Genomic DNA, 16,839 nt, shown 5'->3' on the forward strand with positions numbered 1-16,839 from the left:
TCACGCGGCCGCCGGGCCGACCACCATCTCCACGAACGCCGGGCTGATCACCGCAGGCGCTGGCTGATGACCTTGGAGACTCCGTCGCCCTGCATGGAGACGCCGTAGAGCGCGTCCGCGACCTCCATGGTGCGCTTCTGGTGGGTGATCACGATCAGCTGCGAGGCTTCTTGCAGCTCCTGCATGATCCGGATCAGCCGCTGGAGGTTGGTGTCGTCGAGCGCGGCCTCGACCTCGTCCATCACGTAGAACGGGCTGGGGCGCGCCTTGAAGATCGACACCAGCAGGGCCACCGCGGTCAGCGACCGCTCGCCGCCGGAGAGCAGGGAGAGCCGCTTGACCTTCTTGCCCGGAGGCCGGGCCTCCACGTCCACGCCGGTGGTGAGCATGTTCTCGGGATCGGTCAGGATCAGCCGACCATCACCGCCGGGGAAGAGCCGCGAGAAGACCCCTTCGAACTCCCGTGCGGTGTCCCGGTATGCCTCCGTGAAGACCTGCTCGACCCGTTCGTCGACCTCCTTGACGACTTGCAGCAGGTCGGCGCGGGTCTTCTTCAGGTCCTCCAGCTGCTCGCTGAGGAACTTGTGGCGTTCCTCCAGGGCCGCGAACTCCTCAAGCGCCAGCGGGTTCACCTTCCCCAGCTGCTGGTAGGCACGCTCGGCTGCCTTGAGTCGCTTCTCCTGCTGGGCCCTCACGAACGGCGTGGGACGGTTGCGCGGGTGCTCCGGGTCCTCGGGGAGTTCCTCACCCTCGGCGGGGGGCGAGGGCGGCACGAGTTGGTCAGGGCCGTACTCGGCGACCAGACCTGCGGGTTCGACACCCAGTTCCTCCAGCGCCTTGGACTCCAGCTGCTCGATCCGCAGCCGCTTCTCGGCACCGAGTACCTCGCCGCGGTGAACTGAATCCGTCAGCTTGTCCAATTCCGCCTTCAGGTCGCGTCCCTGGGCGCGCGCAGCGGTCAGTTCCTTCTCGCGCTCGGCCTTGGCGTGCTCGGCGGCGGTGCGCTCCTCGTCGGCGCGCCGCACGGAGACCTCCACATGGGCGAGCAGTTGCCGGGCGCCGTCGGCCACGGCACGGGCGACGGTGGCCTCGTGGTGCAGCCGGACCCGGCGCTGCTCGGCACGGGCCCGGGCCTCGCGCTCGGCGCGGGCGGCACGGTCCAGCGAGTCGGCCCGCCCGGCCAGGCCCTTGACGCGCTCCTCATGGGTACGGACCTGGAGCCGGGCCTCCATCTCGGTCTGCCGGGCGTTGGCGCCGTCGGCGGCCAACCGGTCGCGCAACGCGGTGTCCGGCTCCTCGTCCTGCCCGGCGCTCTCCTCGGCGACGGCGAGCCGCTCGGCCAGTTCCTCGGCCTCGAAGGTGGCACGCTCCAGGGCTTCCTGCGCCCGCTCGGCCGCGGCCGACGCGCGTTCCGCCTCGCCCACGGCACCCCGGGCCTGCCCGGCGAGCCGCCCGAGCTGCTGGGCGACGGACGACTTCTCGCGATCCGCCGCGCGCCGCTGCTCCGTCAGTTCCTCCAGCCGGGCCTGGCACTGCCTGCGCTGCTCACCCGCGGTGCGCTGCGCCTCGGTCAGCTGATCGCAGCGGATCGCCAGTTCGTCCAGCTCGGCGGCGGCCTCGTCCACCGATGCCTGCACTTCCAGCAGGCTGGGCGCACCCGCTGAGCCGCCGTGCGCGAAGTGCGAGCCGAGCAGATCGCCTTCGGAGGTGACGGCGGTCAGCCCCGGACGGGCGTAGACGAGGTCCTCGGCCTCCTCCAGGGTCGGCACGACGACGATGCCGTGCAGCAGCCGCCGCACGGCACCCATCAGCTCCACGGGCCCCCGCACCAGATCGGCCACCGGGCGCGGTCCGTCCGCCGCAACCGGGGCGCCCGGGGCGGTGTCCTCCCCCGCGAGCAGCAGCGCGGCCCGGCCCGCGTCCTGCTTGCGCAGCAGCCGGATGGCCTCGGCCGCCGCTCCCGGCGTGTCGACGACGACGGCGTCAGCGGCGGCCCCGAATGCGGCGGCCACCGGCACCTCGTAACCCGGGGTCACCGTCAGCAGCTCGGCGGCGGGGCCGAGGAGTCCGGTCAGCCGGTCCCGGGCGGCCAGCAGTGCGCCGGTGCCGTCCTTGCGGCGCAGGCCCAGGGCGAGCGCCTCGTGGCGCGCGGACACCGCAGCCCGCTGCCGTTCGGCGGACGTGACCGCTTCCCGGGCGGCGCTCGCTGCGCGTTCCGCCTCGGCGAGTTCCTGCTTGGCCACCTCGTGCTGCGCGGCCATTTCCTCGTCGCCCGCGTCCAGGCCGTCGACCTCGGCCTTGAGCTGCTCGTACTCCTCCTGGGCTGCGGTGGCACGCTCCTGCGCCTCGTCGCGGGCGGCGGCCAGCCGGTCGATCTCGGCCTGCGCTGCGGCGGCACGGGACCGTGCGGCGCCCGCCTGCCCGTTCAACCGGGCGAGCCCCTCACGCCGGTCGGCGATGGCACGGGCGACGTCCTTCAGGCGGCGTTCTTCCAGGGCCAGTTCGCGCTCCAGTTCGGAGCGGTGCGCGATGGTGTCTTCGAGCGCGGTCTGCGCCGCCTCCAGTGCGGCTTCCAGCTCTGCTTCCTGCTCACGGACGCGGGCTGCCTCGCGCTCCATGTCCTCGGGGTCGCGACCGCGGCGCTCCTCGGGCGGCTGGGAGGTGGCGCTCTTCACCCGGGCGTCGGCGAGCGAGATGGTGCCGCGCACCCGCTCGGCGAGCTGGGAGAGCTCGTACCAGGTCTGCTGGGCGCGTTGCAGCCGGGGGCTGAGCCGGCGCACCTCGTCCTCCAGATCGGCCTCCCTGCCGAGCGCCGCCTTGAGTTCCGCCTCGGTGGCCTCCTTGCGCTCCTTCAGGGCCGCCTCGTCGGCGACCTCGGTCTGGAGCGCGGTACGCAGGCGTACGAGGTCGTCGGCGAGCAGCCGCAGACGAGCATCGCGCAGGTCGGCCTGGATGACGGCGGCGCGGCGGGCCACGGCGGCCTGCCGGCCCAGCGGTTTGAGCTGGCGGCGCAGTTCGTCGGTGAGGTCCTGGACGCGGGCCAGGTTGGCCTGCATCGCGTCCAGTTTGCGTAGCGCCTTCTCTTTGCGTTTGCGGTGCTTGAGGACGCCTGCGGCCTCCTCGATGAAGGCGCGGCGCCCCATCGGGTCGGCGTGCAGTACCGAGTCGAGCTGTCCCTGTCCGACGATGACGTGCATCTCGCGGCCGATGCCGGAGTCGGAGAGCAGCTCCTGGATGTCCAGGAGGCGGCAGGTGTCCCCGTTGATCTGGTACTCGCTGCCGCCGTTGCGGAACATGATCCGCGTGATGGTGACTTCGGCGTACTCGATGGGCAGCGCGCCGTCGGTGTTGTCGATGGTCAGGGAGACCTCGGCGCGGCCGAGCGGGGGACGGCCGGTGGTGCCGGCGAAGATGACGTCCTCCATCTTGCCGCCGCGCAGCGACTTGGCGCCCTGTTCGCCCATCACCCAGGACAGCGCGTCCACGACGTTGGACTTGCCGGAGCCGTTGGGTCCGACGACGCAGGTGATGCCCGGTTCGAACCGCAGCGTCGTGGCGGACGCGAACGATTTGAAACCGCGCAGGGTCAGGGCCTTGAGGTGCACGCCGCCCGACTTTACCTGCCGCCTCGGCACCCACCAGGTGAACTCGCGGTTTCACCCGGGAACGTGCAGGGCACATCACACCTTGAAGGAAGCGGAACAGATACGGGCCGCGGTGACGCGATCACTTCGCCCGGGGATGCGAGGACCGGCAGTGCCGGGCAGGGGGAAGCCCGGGTGAGCGGCAAGAAGTCCGGCGGAGCAGACCACGGCGCGAGGAGGCGTCGAGCTCGCAGCACAGGGCCCGGCGGGGCCCCGAAGGGCTCGATGGCTCAAGGACTCAAGGATGAGCACGGGTAAAAAATGAAGGGACGCCGAGGCGTCCCTTGCAGTTCGGGCCAGACCCGAGGGCAGGCAGACCCGTGGTGAGCAGAGCGGAGCGGGTCAGGTGAGCGCAGGCTCTGCCTTGGATACGTCGATGCTCTCCAGGAGCGAGTCGCCTTCGCGAGAAGCGGCAGCCGACAGCGCGTCGTTTTCAGCCTGAATGCGTACGAGCTCGGATTCCAGGTCCTGGACACGCTGCTGGAGCCGTCGCATCTCGGCGAGGAGTCGAGGGTCGGAGCCGCCGACGTAACCGAGAAGCGCCTTTGCCATGATGGATGGTCCTCCACAATGAGTGACCGACCGTACGGTGTGGGTCGTGGTGGGTCGTGAGGGATTTTTTCGCACCCGCGGCTTAAGGCTTTCTTCGATTGTGCTGCCGTCTGACTGGCAAACGGCTAAGGTGCGCGGGGCTTCCAGAGTCTCACCAAAAAGTTTGACGGTCAACACGATCAAGCCCCGGCGCAGCGGCACCCGGGCGGCACGCGGCCGTCATGGCTACGGCGCGGCCATCGCTCCGGGGCGCGGGGGCGACGCGGACATCCTGCCGCCCCCAGGGCCGCTCGGGCAAGCGTTTTCTTCCGCAGCCACCAGGCCCTTTCCCTGGCCCGGCAGGGCCCGCAGGGGGTTCCTGGCCGGCTCGACGCGGACGCCGCACCGGCCCGGTCAGCGCGTCTCGAAACCCGTGTAACCGCCGCGGGGTGTGTCCCACATCTCCGTCACACCCTCGACACGTCCGGGCGTGTCGCCACTGTGCAGCCACTCCAGCAGCCGCTCGCAGTTCCCGCGGGGGCCTTCGGCGACCACCTGGACCCGTCCGTCGGACGCATTGAGAGCAAAGCCACTCAGCCCGCCGAGCTCCAGCGCTTTGGCCCGCGTGTACCAGCGGAAACCCACTCCTTGGACGCGTCCGCGCACCCACGCGACGAGCCGCACATCGTCGTTCATGGCTGCACGCTAACCGCCCGATCCCGGCGGAAGCACACCGGCACCCTTCGGTATGGGGTACCGTCCCGATCCGTCACACCTCACTCGTTCGAGTGAAATTTTTGTGTGCTGTCCGAGGAGGGCGCGGCCATCCGCGCACGACCGACCGCCGCGGGATCAGGAGGGCCAGGACATGGGACGCCACCGACGCACCACCGCCCCGGACGCCGCCGAGGGCCGCACCACCGCAGGCACCGACCCTTATTACTCCCACGGTACGGACGACACCTGGGAGGTGCCCCTGGAGCGCCCCCACCGGGGTGGGCACCGGCACCGCAGACGGCGGTCCGTCGCGGTACGGACCGGCCTGCTGGGCGTGTCCGCCGCCGTCGCCGTGGGGGTCGTCGCGGTGACCTCGGGTGTGTTGCCGGGCGGCGACTCGTTCTCGCTCGGCGGGGACGGCGGTTCCGATCGGGTGCGTTCCGCGGGGACCCCCTCGGGTCTTCGGACCCAGGGCGGCACCGAAGGACCGGCCCACACCTCCACGGCCCATCCGGACCGCGCCACCCGGCAGGCGCCGAGCCCCACGGCCGGCTCGCGCTCCGCGCACCCGTCGTCCGGCGGTTCGGCCTCGCATACCGCCCCGCACGCCTCCAGGACGGCGAAGCCGGCGCCGACGGGCTCGAAGAACTCGGTGACCAAGACGCCCTCCCACACCCCGACCGCCGACCCCAGCAGCTCGGCGCCCGGGACACCGGAGAGCGCCGCAGCGGCCGAGGTGCTGAGGCTCGTCAACCAGGAGCGCGACAAGGCCGGCTGCTCGGCCCTCAGCACGGACGAAGCGCTGGCCGACCTTGCCTCGGCCTTCAGCAAGCAGATGGCCGACGAAGGGTTCTTCGACCACACCGACCCGGAGGGCCGCAGCCCGTGGGACCGGGCGGCGAAGGCCGGCATCACCAATCTGGGCGGCGAGAACATAGCCCGCGGGCAGGCCGACGCCGAGGCGGTCATGGACTCCTGGATGGACAGTCCGGGGCACCGGGCCAACATCCTCAACTGCGACTACAAGACCATCGGCATAGGCGTCCACTTCGGCACCGGCGGCCCATGGTGGACCCAGGACTTCGGATTCTGATGCGGAACGGGCCGTGCGGGCCCGTCGCCGGTCACGGCAGCAGGGGGCGGACCGCCGGGCGGCGGGGTCGCGGCGGGCGCTGGCAGCGCGGGCAGAAGTAGCTGGAGCGGTTCATCCAGGGGCTGCGGCGCATCGGCGTGGCACAGCGCCGGCACGGCTCGGCCTCCCGGCCGTAGGCGTCGAGCGATCGGTCGAAGTAGCCGGACTCCCCGTTCACATGGACGTAGAGGCTGTCGAAGCTGGTGCCGCCGACGTCGAGCGCGGCGTTCATGACGTCCCGGACGTGGCCGAGGAGCTCGGCCGTACGGGGTCGGGTGAAGGTTTCGGTGGGCCGCTCGAAGTGCAGCCGGGAGCGCCACAGCGCCTCGTCGGCGTAGATGTTGCCGACCCCGCTGATCAGCGACTGGTCGAGCAGCGCCCGCTTGATGGTGCTGCGCCTGCCGCGCAGCGCCCGGTGGAAGGCGTCGTCGTCGAAGAGCGGATCCAGCGGGTCGCGGGCGATGTGGGCGATCACGTCGGGCAGCCCGTCCGGGGTGGTCTCGTGCAGCGAGAGTCCTCCGAAGGTGCGCTGGTCGACGAAGCGCAGTTCGGTGCCGGCGGTGGTGGCGGCCGTGGCGGTCGGGGCCTGGAGCGGGGATGCGGCGCCGGGGGGCGCGGAGACGGAGGCGCCGTCCCGGGCTTCGGTGCCGGATGCGGCGCTCGGGGTCTCGCCGGCCGCCGGGATGTACGGGGTTTCGGTGTCGGTGAAGCGGATCCGGATGCGCAGGTGCTTCTCGTCCGGCACGTCGTGGGACTTGACCAGGAGCTGGCCGCTCATGCCGAGGTGTGCCAGGACGGCGAACGGTGAGTCCTCCAGGGGCAGCCACAGGTACTTGCCGCGCCGCATCGGTGTGCCGATGCGATGTCCCTCGAGGCGGTGCGTGAAGTCGTCGGCGCCCGGGAGATGGCGGCGGATGGCACGCGGGTGGAGGACTTCGGCGTCGGCGACGGTGCGGTGCGCGACCCACCGCTCCAGGCCGCGGCGTACCACCTCGACCTCGGGGAGCTCTGGCATCCTCTTCCTCCTCCGAAGGGGCACACCGGCGCCGTCGTGCGCGCCCCGACGAGGCGCGCACGCGAACGGCGTCCGCCGGATCAGGCCGGCGTCGGGTCCGCCGGCGGGACCCCGGGCGCTGCGGGATCCTCTCCGGCGTCGACGTCCGGCACCGCTTCCTCCGGGGGCGGCGCCGGCTTGCCGCGGGCGTCCGCGGCGGCGCGGATGGCGCGCCAGGCGGACTCCGCCGCCTGCTGCTCCGCTTCCTTCTTGCTGCGGCCGGTGCCGGTGCCGTACGAGACGCCTCCGACGCGGGCGGCAGCAGTGAAGGTCTTCTCGTGGTCCGGACCGGTCTCCGAGACCAGGTACTCGGGCACACCGAGGCCTTCGGTCGCGGTGAGCTCCTGGAGGCTGGTCTTCCAGTCCAGGCCCGCGCCCAGGTTCGAGGACTTCTCGATCAGCGGGTCGAACAGGCGGTGTACCAGTTCGCCGGCCGCGTCGAGGCCCTGGTCGAGATAGACCGCGCCGATCACCGCTTCAAGGGTGTCGGCGAGGATCGAGGCCTTGTCCCGCCCTCCGGTGCCTTCCTCGCCCCGGCCGAGCCGGATGAAGGATCCGAGGTCCAGTCCCCGGCCCACCTCAGCCAGCGCACGCGAGTTCACCACCGCGGCCCGCAGCTTGGCCAGCTGGCCTTCGGGCAGGTCGGGGTGGATGCGGTACAGCGTGTCCGTGACGACCAGGCCGAGCACCGAGTCCCCGAGGAACTCAAGACGCTCGTTGGTCGGCAGACCGCCGTTCTCGTATGCGTAGGAGCGGTGGGTCAGCGCACGCACCAGAAGGGCGGACTCCAGGTGATACCCGAGCCGCCCTTCCAGAAGCGTGTGGGACGAGGCCGTGTTGTCCGCCGGACCACCCCCGCGGGGCTTGTTCTTCCTGGCGTCTGGCATCGTGCCCCTCACCGGCCGTTCAGACCTCTAGAACCTGACGCTTGTTGTAGGTGCCGCACGACGGGCACGCGATGTGCTGAAGCTTGGGCTCGTGGCAGCGCTCGCACGCCACCAGAACGGGGACCGCAGCCTTCCACTGCGACCGGCGGTGGCGCGTGTTGCTGCGCGACATCTTCCGCTTCGGAACAGCCACGGCTACTTCTCCTGTGAATTGTCATCCCCGCGGGTGCGGGGCACGTCCGTCTCGCCGTCCTGATCGGTCTCGGCGAGTTCCTGCAATGCCGCCCAACGGATGTCGACGGCGTCCTTGTGGTGGTGGTCCGGGTCGTCCGCCAGCCGCGCCCCGCAGTCGGGGCACAGGCCGGGGCAGTCCTCCCGGCACACCGGCTGCATCGGCAGGGTGAGCACCACCGCGTCACGCAGCACGGGTTCGAGGTCGATGAGGCCGTCCTCGACGAAGAGCATGTCCTCGCCCTCCTCGCTGTCGGCGGCCTCTTCGGGATGGGGGTCCCTCCCACGTCGTTGAGACCGTGGGGGAGTGACCACGCGACCCCGGTCGTCGACCTCGGGGTAGGAGAACATCTCCTGGAAGTCCGCTTCGAGCGTGAGCGCGAGCGGCTCCAGACACCTTACGCACTCCCCTTCGGCCGTGGACCGGGCGGTACCCGTGACGAGCACGCCCTCCAGGACCGATTCCAACCGCAGGTCGAGCTCCACGGGGGCGCCCGGTGGCACGGCGACGACGTCCTTGACTCCGAAGGCGGTGGATTGCCGGTCTCCGCCGGGCGCCTCCACGGTACGGGCCACGCGCTGCATGGCACCGGGACGCCGACCCAGCTCGTGCGTGTCGAACACGAGGGGGTTGCGGTGGTCGAGGCGGGCGTTCAGGGCGCTTCCTGCTTTCGGATCTCAGGGTCGGTGCGGTGGGGAGACGGTGGGTGAGTCGGCGGCCGCCCTCCCCCACGCCGTCCAAGACGTGAGGCATCCCCTGAATGAGGGGTCCGGGCGGTGGGCCCGGTGAGCGGGTGGCCCGGAGCGCGGGCGTACGCGCGACCGAAAGGTCAGGATACTGGACCCCTCACCCCCGCCCCAAACCGGGACTCGGCGTGCGACGGTGCCGCTTGACGTCCGGGGCGTCGCCGGCGCTCTTGCGCGGCCCTGGTTCCGGGCCTCAGCGGCCCTGCTCGTACCGCTGCTGTTCGTACTGGCGGAGTTGCTCCGCGCTGATCATGCCGGTGTCGAAGAAGCTGGTCTCGTCCAGCGCGGGCTGGCCCTGTCCCTGCAACGCCCCGTAGCCGGCGGCGGACGTCTGGGCCGGGTCGTAGCCCTGCTGGACGGGGACGCCGCCCGTGCTGGACGGGTCGAGCGCGGCGGGGAAGCCGTTCGCGGTGGCGTACGGGTCCTGCTGGCCGTAGCCGTCCTGCTGGTACGGGTCCTGCTGCTGGGCGTAGGCCGCCTGCTGTTGATAGGCATAGACGTCCTGCTGGTACGGGTCCTGCTGGTAGCCGTAGGGGTCCTGGACGCCGTAGGCCGCCGGGTCGGGGTCCGGCACGGCGTACAGCGGCGCGGCGGCAGCGGCGGCCGGCTGCTCGGTGGGCGGGGGCGGCGGGGCCACGGCCTGCTGCGGGATGCGCGGCACGGCGGTCGGGTCGACCGGCTGCTGCCGGGTGGCGGGGTCGGCGAGCTCGGCCAGGTAGTCGGCGTCGCTGGTGTGCTGGCCGGACTCGCCGTCGGCGAGGGTGCCCAGCTCGTCGGTGGCCACTCGGCCGTGCAGCTTCTGGCGGCCGCGGCCGACCGCCTCCAGGGTCTTGGCGAGCACCGCCTCGAAGGCGCCGAGCTTGACGTCCACGTACGCGTCGGCCCGCTCCCGCAGGGTTTCGGGGTCCTGGCTGCGTTCGGGGGCCTCGGTGTAGTCGGGGTCCTCGTAGCCGTTCTGGTCGATGCCCGAGCCGGTGCCGAGGAGCTTCTCGCGGCCGCGGCCCACGGAGCCGAGGGTCTTGGTGAGGACCACCTCGAAGTTGGCGAGCTTGGAGTCGACGTAGTCGTCGGCCTCGGCCTTGATCTCCTCGGCCTCCTGGCGGGCCTCGGCGAGGATCTTGTCGGCTTCGGCCTGGGAGCGGTGCACGATCTCCATCTCGGAGATCATGGAGCCGCGCTCGGCGTGCGCCGTCTCGATGATCCGTTCGGCCTCCTGGCGGGCCTGCTCGACGACCTGCTCGCTGCCGCCGAGCAGCTCCTGGGCCTGCGCGAGGGAGCCGGGTAGCGCCTCACGTACCTGTTCCAGCAGGGCCAGCAGGTCCGCACGGTTGACCACGCACGAGGCCGACATGGGCATGGACCGGGCGCCTTCGACCGCCGAGACGATGTCATCGAGCTTCTTCTGCACGTCCATGCTCGCCACTCTCTGTGCTCTGAAGGGGTGCCTGTGCCCGGGGAGGGGGCGGTTGCCGGTGCCGACGGATCGGCCGGCCCTCCCTACGGGCGCGGAAACTGCGAACTGACACTGACGGAGAACGACTCTACGGCCAGCCGGCCGCCGTCCGACACCGCCTGAGGCACCGTCAGTGGACCGAGTGCCCGGTCACTGCTCGCGCAGCCGCCGGCTGAGGGCGTCGAAGACCGCGTCGGGCAGCAGGTGGGAGACGTCGCCGCCCCAGGCGGCCACCTCCTTCACCAGCGAGGAGGACAGGAAGCTGTAGGTGGGATTGGTGGGCACGAAGAGGGTCTCGACGCCCGTGAGGCCGTTGTTCATCTGGGCCATCTGAAGCTCGTAGTCGAAGTCGCTGACCGCGCGCAGGCCCTTGACGATCGCGGGGATGTCACGCTGCTTGCAGTAGTCGACCAGCAGGCCGTGGAAGGACTCCACCCGCACGTTGCCGAACTCGGAGGTGACCTGGCGGATCAGGTCGATCCGCTCGTCGACGGTGAACAGGCCCTTCTTGGATTTGTTGATCATCACCGTGACGTACACCTCGTCGTACAGCTTGGAGGCTCTGCCGATGATGTCGAGGTGGCCATTGGTGATGGGGTCGTAGGACCCCGGACAGACGGCGCGGCGCAACTGAGGTTCCTCGCTCTCCGTTCCGGTCATGATGCGTGGTGACGCGTAGCGGCGGCGCGACCGTACCAAAACGTGCCCTCGCCGTATCGCCGGGCGCGGGTGGCCGCAAAACCGTCGGGCCACCGGAACTCCCCGCCTCTGGTGCTGCGTTCCACGGTGACGAGGGCGTCGGCGGTGAGCCAGTCCCGGGTCCGGAGTGTGATCAGGATCTCTCGAAGATCGTCGTCGGGGACGGCGTAGGGCGGGTCGAGGAAGGCGACGTCGTACGGCTCGTCGGGGGCCGTGCCGGCGACGGCGGCCTCCGCCTTCATGGCGCGTACGTCGGCGCCGGGCAGGCCGAGGGCGCGGACGTTCTCCCGCAGGGTGCGGGCCGCGCGCGCGTCGGACTCGACGAGCAGGGCGTGGGCGGCGCCCCGGGACAGCGCTTCGAGGCCGACGGCGCCCGATCCGGCGTACAGGTCGGCGACCCGGGCGCCGTCGAGGGTGCCGAGCAGCGCTTCCCAGGTGGAGAACAACCCCTCACGCGCCCGGTCCGAGGTGGGCCGGGTGCCCTGGCCTGGCGGTACGGCCAGCCGACGGCCGCCGGCCGTACCGCCGATCACGCGGGTCATGTCGGTCGTCGTCCGTTCTGATCGGGTCCAGTCGACACCCTCAGTGTGTCAGTTTCGGGTACGCGGTCGTCCGGCGGCCTGCGAGGTCAACGGGGCGCCGGAGGCAACGCGGGCGCCGGACCGGGGCGCAGGTCGGCGGTGGGCCTTCCGGTGGGTCCGGAAGGGGCCGTCGGACGGCGTGCGGGTACCGCTCGGGAGGCGGTGCGGGTCAGCCCTTGTCCAGGTAGCGCTCGCGCTCGGTGTCGAGGAGTGCGTCGAGCGCGGTACGCAGGGCGGGCAGCTCGGAGAGGTCGGGGTCGGCGGCCACCACGGCGGCGGCCTCTTCGCGGGCCTGCGCGATGATCTCCTCGTCGTCGATGACGGCGAGCACCCGCAGGGACGAGCGCACACCGGACTGTGCCTGGCCGAGCACATCGCCCTCGCGGCGCTGTTCCAGGTCGATGCGGGACAGCTCGAAGCCGTCGAGGGTGGCCGCGACCGCGTCGAGCCGGGTGCGGGCGGCGCTCGCTTCGGGCAGGTCGGTGACCAGCAGGCAGAGGCCGGGCGCCGCTCCTCGGCCGACCCGGCCGCGCAGCTGGTGCAGCTGGGAGACGCCGAAGCGGTCGGCGTCCATGATGACCATCGCCGTGGCGTTGGGGACGTTCACGCCGACTTCGATGACGGTGGTGGCGACCAGGACGTCGATCTCGCCGGCGGCGAAGCGCCGCATCACGGCGTCCTTGTCGTCGGGCGCCATGCGGCCGTGCAGGGCGGCCACCCGGAGGCTGCTCAACGGGCCCTTGGCCAGCTGCTCGGCGACCTCCAGCACGGCGAGCGGGGGGCGCTTGTCGGAGGCGGTGGCCGCGGCCTCCTCGTCGTCGAAGAGGTCGTCCTGCGGGGGCTCGCCTGGCCCGGTCGCGTCGGTGGTCTTCGTGCGCCCGGCGCCCGGCGCCGGTTTCTTCGCGCCGGCCTTGCGGCCCTTACCGCCGGTGGCCTGCTGGTCCTCCTCGTCGCCGATGCGGGGGCAGACCACGTACGCCTGGTGGCCGCCCGCCACCTCCTCGCGCACCCGCTCCCAGGCCCGCTGGAGGAAGTGCGGCTTGTCCTGCGCCGGTACGACATGGCTGGCGATGGGTGAACGACCGGCCGGCAACTGGTCGAGCACGGAGGTCTCGAGGTCACCGAAGACGGTCATGGCGACCGTGCGCGGGATGGGGGTGGCCGTCATGACCAGCAGGTGCGGAGGTTGCTTCCCCTTGCTGCGCAGCGCGTCCCGCTGCTCCACGCCGAAACGGTGCTGCTCGTCGACGACGACCAGGCCCAGGTCGTGGAACTGCACCTTGTCCTCGATGAGCGCATGGGTGCCGATGACGATGCCGGCCTCGCCGGTCGCCAGGTCGAGCAGCGCGTGGCGGCGGGCGGCCGCGCCCATGGAACCGGTCAGCAGCACCACCTTGGTCCCTTGCTCGGCCCCGCCGAGCATCCCCCCTTCGGCCAGCTCCCCCATCATCTCCGTGATGGACCGGTGGTGCTGCTGGGCCAGCACCTCGGTGGGCGCCAGCATCGCGGCCTGACCGCCCGCGTCGACCACGGCGAGCATGGCGCGCAGCGCCACCATCGTCTTGCCGGAGCCGACCTCGCCCTGGAGCAGGCGGTGCATGGGGTGGTCGGTGGCGAGGTCGTCGAAGATCTCGCGGGTGACGCACTGCTGGCCGTCGGTGAGCGTGAAGGGCAGCCGGGCGTCGAACGCGGCGAGCAGGCCGTCCGGCCGGGTGGTGCGGGGCACGGCGGGCAGCTGGGTGTCCGTGTACCGCCGGCGGGCCAGGGCGATCTGGAGGACGAAGGCCTCGTCCCACTTGAGCCGGGCGCGGGCGTCGGCGACGTCCGCCTTGGTGCCCGGCCGGTGGATCTTCACCAGCGCCTCCGGGAGCGGGGCGAGGCCGCGGCCCTCGCGCAGCGCGGGCGGCAGCGGATCGCTCGCGTCCTGCGCGCTGGGCAGCACGGCGTCCACCGCCTTGGCGATCTTCCAGGACTCCAGCTTCGCGGTGGCCGGGTAGATCGGGATCAGGGCGCCGGCCCAGGACTCGACGGTGTCGACGGCGTCGTCACCGGTGCCGCGCAGCAGCTGGTAGGCGGGGTGGGCGAGCTGGAGCTTGTGGTTGAAGACGGAGACCTTGCCGGCGAACATCGCACGGGTGCCGGGCAACAGGTCCTTGTGGGGCTTGTGCACGCCCCGGCCGAAGAAGACCAGCTGGAGCCGGCCGCTGCCGTCCGTGATGGTGACCTCGAGGCGCTGGCCGCTGCCGGACCGGAAGGACAGCACGCGGGCGCTCTCGACCTGGGCGACCACCGTCACGTGCTCGTCCAGCGGGAGTTCGGCGAGCCGGGTGAGCTCACCGCGCTCCGCATAACGTCGGGGGTAGTGGTGCAGCAGGTCACCGACGGTGTGCAGGTCGAGGTGCTCGGCCATCACCTTGGCGGTGGCGGGGCCGATCACCTTCTTCAGGGGTTCATCCAGCGAGGGCACGCATCCATTGCACACCACACCACCGACAATCGGGCCGACGGCACGGCACACCGACCGGTCACCGGCCGCCGCACTCCTACTCCACGCCGATGAGCAGCAGCGGCACCCGCTGACCGCCTGCGTAGGTCACCGTGTCCACGGCGAGGTGGGACCGGCGCACATGGTCTTCCAGGTGCGGCACCAGCGCGTCGGGGGTCGTGTCCGAGGTGATGAGGGTGACCAGCTCGCCACCGGCGGACAGCATCCGGTCCAGCACGGCGGCACCGGCCGCCGCCGGGTCGGAGCCGATCACGGCCACGTCGCCGTCGATCAGACCGAGCACGTCGCCGGCCTGGCAGATGCCCGCCGAGGTCCACGACCGGCGCTCGGCGACGGTCAGCTCGGCGTGGCGCGTGGCGCCGGCGGCCGTGGTCATGGTCACCACGTCCTCGTCGAACCGCCGGTCCGGGGCGTGCACGGCCAGCGCGGCGAGGCCCTGCACCGCGGCCCGGGTGGGGATCACGGCGACGCGTATCCCGGCCGTGCGGACCTGTTCCGCAGCGGCGGCCGCGGCGTGCCGCAGCGTGTCGTCGTTCAGCAGCAGCACGACCTCGTGCGCGTGGGCCCGCCGGATCGCGGCCGCCAGCTCACCGCTTGCGGGCGGCTCCCCGGGGCGGGCGAGCAGCGTCGTGGCGCCCGCGGCGGCGCACAGCGCGCCCAGTCCTTCGCCGGGCACCACCGCCACCACGGCACGCTGCGCACGCTCGTGCGGGCGGCCCGCCGTGCCGGCCGGCGCGGCGTGGGCGCTGCCCGCCCCGAAGTGGGTGATGCGGATCCGGTGCGGTCGCCCGGCCTCCACGCCCGCTTCAACCGCGGCGCCCGCGTCGTCGACGTGCACGTGGATGCTCCACAACCCGTCGCCGCCGCCCACGACGAGCGAGTCACCGAGTCCGTCGAGCCGGGCCCTCAGCCGGTCCACGGCGGCCTCCCCGGCCTCCAGGAGGTAGATCACCTCGTAGGCGGGGCCATCGGCTGCCATGTCGGTGTCGGCGCAGCCGGCGTCCTTGTCGGGCTGCTCGCCGTCCGGCGTGGTGGGTGACGCGATCGGGTGCGCGGGAGGCTCGGGGCGCGCGGTCCGGGCTCCCAGGGATCGTCCACGCGCCGCCTTGGTCAGGGCCTCGCCGGTGAGGGTCTCGGCGAGCGCCGCGAGGAGCACCACCAGGCCCTGCCCGCCCGCGTCGACGACACCCTCTCTGTCCAGCACCGCAAGCTGCCCGGGAGTGGCCTCCAGGGCCTCGCACGCCCCCTGATAGGCCGCACGCGCCACCGCGCCGCACTCGTCGTCCCCCGTGTCTTCCGCCGCCGTGGCGGCCGCGCTCGCCACGGTCAGGACGGTGCCCTCCACCGGGTGCGCCACCGCCTCGTAGGCCGATTCGGCCGCCCGCCGGAGCGCCGTCCGCAGCGCCCGTCCATCCGCGCCACCGGCACCGCCCACGCCATCCACGACGCCTGGCCCGGCCGCGTCCCCCTCCGCGGCCAGCACCTGGGCGAGGCCGCGCAGCAGCTGCGCCAGGATGGTGCCCGAATTGCCGCGCGCGCCGATGAGCGCGCCGTGCGCCATCGCGCGGGTGGCCTCCGCGAGGGTGGGCAGCCCGGGGGCGAGTCCGGCGAAGGAGGCGTCGACGGCTCCGGCCGCCGACTCCAACGTCAGATAGAGATTGGTGCCCGTGTCGCCGTCCGCGACCGGATAGACGTTGATCGCGTCGATGTCCTCGCGGGCCCGGCCCAGCGCGTCGAGGGCCAGCGCGCACCAGGTGCGCACCGCGGCCGCGTCGAGGACCGGTCTCCTGCCCGCCGCCGTGCCCTGCGGCGGTCGCCCCGACTGCTCCGGCTCCATGGGCTGCTGCGGCGACTGCGTCGGACTCGCCTCCTTGAGCTCCCGGATGGGGGGACACGTTCCCGGCAGGCCCTTGGGACCCGGCGATCCCTTGGCTCATACGCGCGGGGGACCGAGTCCCGTCGGGTGCCTCCGGGCCCCTTGGAAACGCTTGAGACGCCTTGAGACGCCTTGAGACGCCCTGAAGCGCTGGGATGCCTGGCGGGTGCCGTGGAGGCGCTTCCGGTCCGTACGGACCGTACGGACCGCACAGACCGGACGGACCGGCGGAACCGGGGACCGGGGGAACTGGGTGAGCAGCGTAGACCCCGACGGTGCGCCGGCGGGCCGAAGGGGCGAAGGCGCGGCAGCGGGCCTGCCCCGGCGATAGGGTGCGCGCCGGCTCGCGCCCCCCTGCACCGGGCCGCGGGCAGGGCCGACTCCCGCGGACGGTTTCGTGGCACGCAAGCAGGCGTTGTATGCTGCCATGGTTGTGCCCGGTAGCCACCGGGCCATGTCCCCTGGCAACGCCACTCGATCTCTGATCCCGGCATGCCGGGATCCACCGTACGTGCATCTGAAGTCTTTGGAGTGACCCGTGGCTGCCAACTGCGACGTCTGCGGCAAGGGGCCGGGCTTCGGCAACAGCATTTCCCACTCGCACCGCCGTACGCCTCGTCGCTGGAACCCCAACATCCAGCGCGTGCGTGCCGTGGTCGGCGGGACGCCGAAGCGGCTCAACGTTTGCACCTCGTGCATCAAGGCCGGCAAGGTCTCGCGCTGACGTAATCTCCGGCGCTCCCGACGGGCAGTCCGCCCGTGGCGAGCCGGAACCCATGGC

General features: G+C 72.1%; 14 protein-coding genes. 2 read left to right on the top strand and 12 right to left on the bottom strand.

Annotation, left to right across the window (positions count from 1 at the left end; genetic code table 11):
• Positions 1 to 47 precede the first annotated feature (47 nt).
• The 3 genes from smc to NQO67_RS39985 form a co-directional block, all read right to left on the bottom strand.
• Positions 48 to 3,605, bottom strand: coding sequence for a chromosome segregation protein SMC (smc, locus tag NQO67_RS39975; protein ID WP_255955462.1), 3,558 nt, complete (start codon positions 3,603 to 3,605; stop codon positions 48 to 50).
• A 381-nt stretch (positions 3,606 to 3,986) separates the two neighbouring features.
• Entirely contained in the window at positions 3,987 to 4,196 is a 210-nt protein-coding gene (locus NQO67_RS39980) for a hypothetical protein (RefSeq protein WP_255955463.1), read from the bottom strand.
• A gap of 393 nt (positions 4,197 to 4,589) precedes the next feature.
• Entirely contained in the window at positions 4,590 to 4,871 is a 282-nt protein-coding gene (locus NQO67_RS39985; protein WP_255955464.1) for an acylphosphatase, read from the bottom strand.
• A gap of 172 nt (positions 4,872 to 5,043) precedes the next feature.
• Between NQO67_RS39985 and NQO67_RS39990 the strand changes: the two genes are divergently transcribed.
• Positions 5,044 to 5,985 (top strand): CAP domain-containing protein, encoded by a 942-nt coding sequence (locus NQO67_RS39990; RefSeq protein WP_255955466.1) that lies wholly within the window; start codon positions 5,044 to 5,046, stop codon positions 5,983 to 5,985.
• A 31-nt stretch (positions 5,986 to 6,016) separates the two neighbouring features.
• Here NQO67_RS39990 and NQO67_RS39995 read toward each other — a convergent pair whose 3' ends face one another.
• The 9 genes from NQO67_RS39995 to fakA all read right to left on the bottom strand — a co-directional run bounded on the left by NQO67_RS39995 (position 6,017) and on the right by fakA (position 16,019).
• Entirely contained in the window at positions 6,017 to 7,039 is a 1,023-nt protein-coding gene (locus NQO67_RS39995) for an Fpg/Nei family DNA glycosylase (RefSeq protein ID WP_255955467.1), read from the bottom strand.
• Between the two features lie 80 nt (positions 7,040 to 7,119).
• Positions 7,120 to 7,965 carry a ribonuclease III gene (rnc, locus tag NQO67_RS40000; protein WP_255955468.1) on the bottom strand — a complete coding sequence of 282 codons (846 nt, stop codon included), beginning with the start codon at positions 7,963 to 7,965 and terminating at the stop codon, positions 7,120 to 7,122.
• Positions 7,966 to 7,984: 19 nt separating this feature from the next.
• Positions 7,985 to 8,158: a 50S ribosomal protein L32 gene (rpmF, locus tag NQO67_RS40005; protein ID WP_255955470.1), complete on the bottom strand. Its 174-nt coding sequence runs from the start codon at positions 8,156 to 8,158 to the stop codon at positions 7,985 to 7,987.
• Between the two features lie 2 nt (positions 8,159 to 8,160).
• Complete coding sequence (locus NQO67_RS40010) at positions 8,161 to 8,853, bottom strand: YceD family protein (RefSeq protein WP_255955496.1); 693 nt, start codon at positions 8,851 to 8,853, stop codon at positions 8,161 to 8,163.
• Between the two features lie 283 nt (positions 8,854 to 9,136).
• Complete coding sequence (locus NQO67_RS40015; RefSeq protein WP_255955471.1) at positions 9,137 to 10,357, bottom strand: F0F1 ATP synthase subunit B; 1,221 nt, start codon at positions 10,355 to 10,357, stop codon at positions 9,137 to 9,139.
• Positions 10,358 to 10,546: 189 nt separating this feature from the next.
• On the bottom strand, positions 10,547 to 11,026 hold the full coding sequence (gene coaD / locus NQO67_RS40020) for a pantetheine-phosphate adenylyltransferase (protein ID WP_255955497.1): 480 nt from the start codon (positions 11,024 to 11,026) through the stop codon (positions 10,547 to 10,549).
• A 26-nt stretch (positions 11,027 to 11,052) separates the two neighbouring features.
• Positions 11,053 to 11,637, bottom strand: a complete 585-nt coding sequence (gene rsmD / locus NQO67_RS40025; RefSeq protein WP_255955472.1) for a 16S rRNA (guanine(966)-N(2))-methyltransferase RsmD — start codon at positions 11,635 to 11,637, stop codon at positions 11,053 to 11,055.
• 208 nt (positions 11,638 to 11,845) lie between these two features.
• Positions 11,846 to 14,143: an ATP-dependent DNA helicase RecG gene (gene recG / locus NQO67_RS40030; protein ID WP_255955473.1), complete on the bottom strand. Its 2,298-nt coding sequence runs from the start codon at positions 14,141 to 14,143 to the stop codon at positions 11,846 to 11,848.
• Between the two features lie 76 nt (positions 14,144 to 14,219).
• Entirely contained in the window at positions 14,220 to 16,019 is a 1,800-nt protein-coding gene (gene fakA / locus NQO67_RS40035; RefSeq protein ID WP_255955474.1) for a DAK2 domain-containing protein, read from the bottom strand.
• Between the two features lie 577 nt (positions 16,020 to 16,596).
• On the opposite strand from fakA, the gene rpmB reads away from it, so the two are divergent.
• Positions 16,597 to 16,782, top strand: coding sequence for a 50S ribosomal protein L28 (gene rpmB / locus NQO67_RS40040; protein WP_189937345.1), 186 nt, complete (start codon positions 16,597 to 16,599; stop codon positions 16,780 to 16,782).
• Positions 16,783 to 16,839: the final 57 nt, after the last annotated feature.

It is taken from the genome of Streptomyces odontomachi, from assembly GCF_024435355.1.
Classification (GTDB): domain Bacteria; phylum Actinomycetota; class Actinomycetes; order Streptomycetales; family Streptomycetaceae; genus Streptomyces; species Streptomyces odontomachi.